The sequence below is a fragment of the Streptomyces sp. PU-14G genome (genome assembly GCF_041028275.1).
In the GTDB taxonomy this organism is placed as follows: Bacteria; Actinomycetota; Actinomycetes; order Streptomycetales; family Streptomycetaceae; genus Streptomyces.
The window spans coordinates 1-1,764 of record NZ_JASKYT010000659.1; the positions used below are offsets into that span (position 1 = coordinate 1).

Genomic DNA, 1,764 nt, shown 5'->3' on the forward strand with positions numbered 1-1,764 from the left:
CCCGCCCACCGGCGATCGGCGATCGGCGATCGGCGACCGGGGCGGCTGGGGGCCGCCCTCTGACAGGAGGCGGAGGAAGTGGTAGAAACGCGGAGGAAACCAACCCTTCCGCGGAAAGGAGGCGCCATGTCGTCCAAGCGTCGGCGCAAGAAGAAGGCCCGCCGTAACAACGCGGCCAACCACGGCCGTCGGCCCCAGTCCTGAGCGCGGCTCCCCGCGTGCCGTCCCCGTCCGCGGGGCCCGCGCGCGGGGAGCCCTCGCTTCGGCCCATGAAGCGGCTTCCTCCCGCGGGCCTCGGTCTGCGGACCCATCACCCCGCCCCCGGCGAACCGCTGTCGCGAGGCGTCGCTCTCGCGCTCGGCACCCCCAGGTTCTCCCGGCTCTCCCGGTTCTCCAACTGCGCGCGAACGCAATGGAATTGACCCGCACCCTTGCGTGGCCCCGCCTCGTTGTGAGGGTGTGAGCACTCGCATCCTTGCCCGGCACGTCGTTGCCGCCGTCGCCGTCACCGCCGCCGCCTTCCCCCTGTTGAGCACCCAGTCCGCGACCGCGGCTCCGGTCGCGCCCGGCTCGGCCCCCGCCGCCACGGTCCCGGCCCAGTCCTCCGACTCCGCTCCCACCGTCCGCCCGGGGCTCTTCCTGACCGTCTCGGGGAGCCAGGACACCTGGATCCGCGGGGTCCGGCTCGTCTGCGAGCCCACCCCGCACGGCCGCCACCCCAAGGCCGCCGACGCGTGCACCGCCCTCGACCGGGCCGGGGGCGACCTCGACGCGCTGCCGGACGCCACCGGCCCCTGCACGATGGAGTACGACCCGGTGACGGTCTCCGCCGAGGGCAGGCACCGCGGCGAGCGCGTCACCTGGAAGAAGACGTTCCCCAACGCCTGCACCATGCACAGCGCCACGGGCCCGGTCTTCGACTTCTGACTCTCCGCGCGCCCGGTCTCGCCGCACCGGCGGGGCGAGGCCGGGCAGAGGCCCGGCACAGACCGGCAGAGGCCGGGGCGGACCCGCGGCACCGGAGACCGCCCCGCGCACCCGCCGTCCCGCCATCCCGCCGGAGCCGGCCTCGCCTCCGCCGGAGCCGGCCTCGCCCGCGCCGCACGGCTTACAGCGCGGCGCCGCCCGGTTTGACCATGCCACGCACCGTGCGGGAGTCGACGAACTCGCCCAGCGCCGTCATGTCCCACTCCCCCGAGAACTGGCGGACGAACTTGGCCATGAGCACCCCGGTGCGGGGCTCGGAGTGCGTCAGGTCGAAGCGGACGAGCTCGGCGCCCCCGCCGTCGAGAAGGCGGCAGTAGGCCTTGGCGACGTCCGTGAACTTCTGACCCGAGAAGGAGTTCACGGTGAAGACCAGACCGGTCACCTCGGGAGGCAGATCGCCGAGGTGGACGGTGATCACCTCGTCGTCACCCGCGCCCTCGCCCGTGAGGTTGTCGCCGGAGTGCTGGATGACACCGCCAAGGATGGCGAGCTTGCCGAAGTAGCAGGCGTCGATCTTCTTGCGGTTGGCGTCGTAGGCGATGACCGAGGCGTCCAGGTCGATGTCCTTGGCCCGCCTGCCCGCGCGGAAGACGGGCTCCCAGCCGAGGCCCATGCGCACCGAGGAGCGCAGCGGCTGTCCCCCCTTGACCAGGGAGACCGTCTGATTCTTCTGCAGGCTCACCCGGCCCTTGTCGAGATTGATCTTCCCCGGCGCGCCTGCCGCGCCCGCCGGAGCGGCAGGGGGCGCGGAGGCAGCCGTGGGCGCGGAGGGAGCCG

The 1,764-nt window shown here is 73.5% G+C and carries 2 protein-coding genes; one reads left to right on the plus strand and one right to left on the minus strand.

The window, feature by feature from the left end; genetic code table 11:
- Positions 1–459: 459 nt before the first annotated feature.
- Complete coding sequence (locus AB8Z75_RS34470) at positions 460–927, plus strand: SSI family serine proteinase inhibitor (protein WP_369209015.1); 468 nt, start codon at positions 460–462, stop codon at positions 925–927.
- A gap of 181 nt (positions 928–1,108) precedes the next feature.
- On the opposite strand, the gene AB8Z75_RS34475 is transcribed toward AB8Z75_RS34470, so the two are convergent.
- Positions 1,109–1,764, minus strand: a 656-nt coding sequence (locus AB8Z75_RS34475; RefSeq protein WP_369209017.1) for a TerD family protein, incomplete at its 5' end; no start/stop codon positions are given.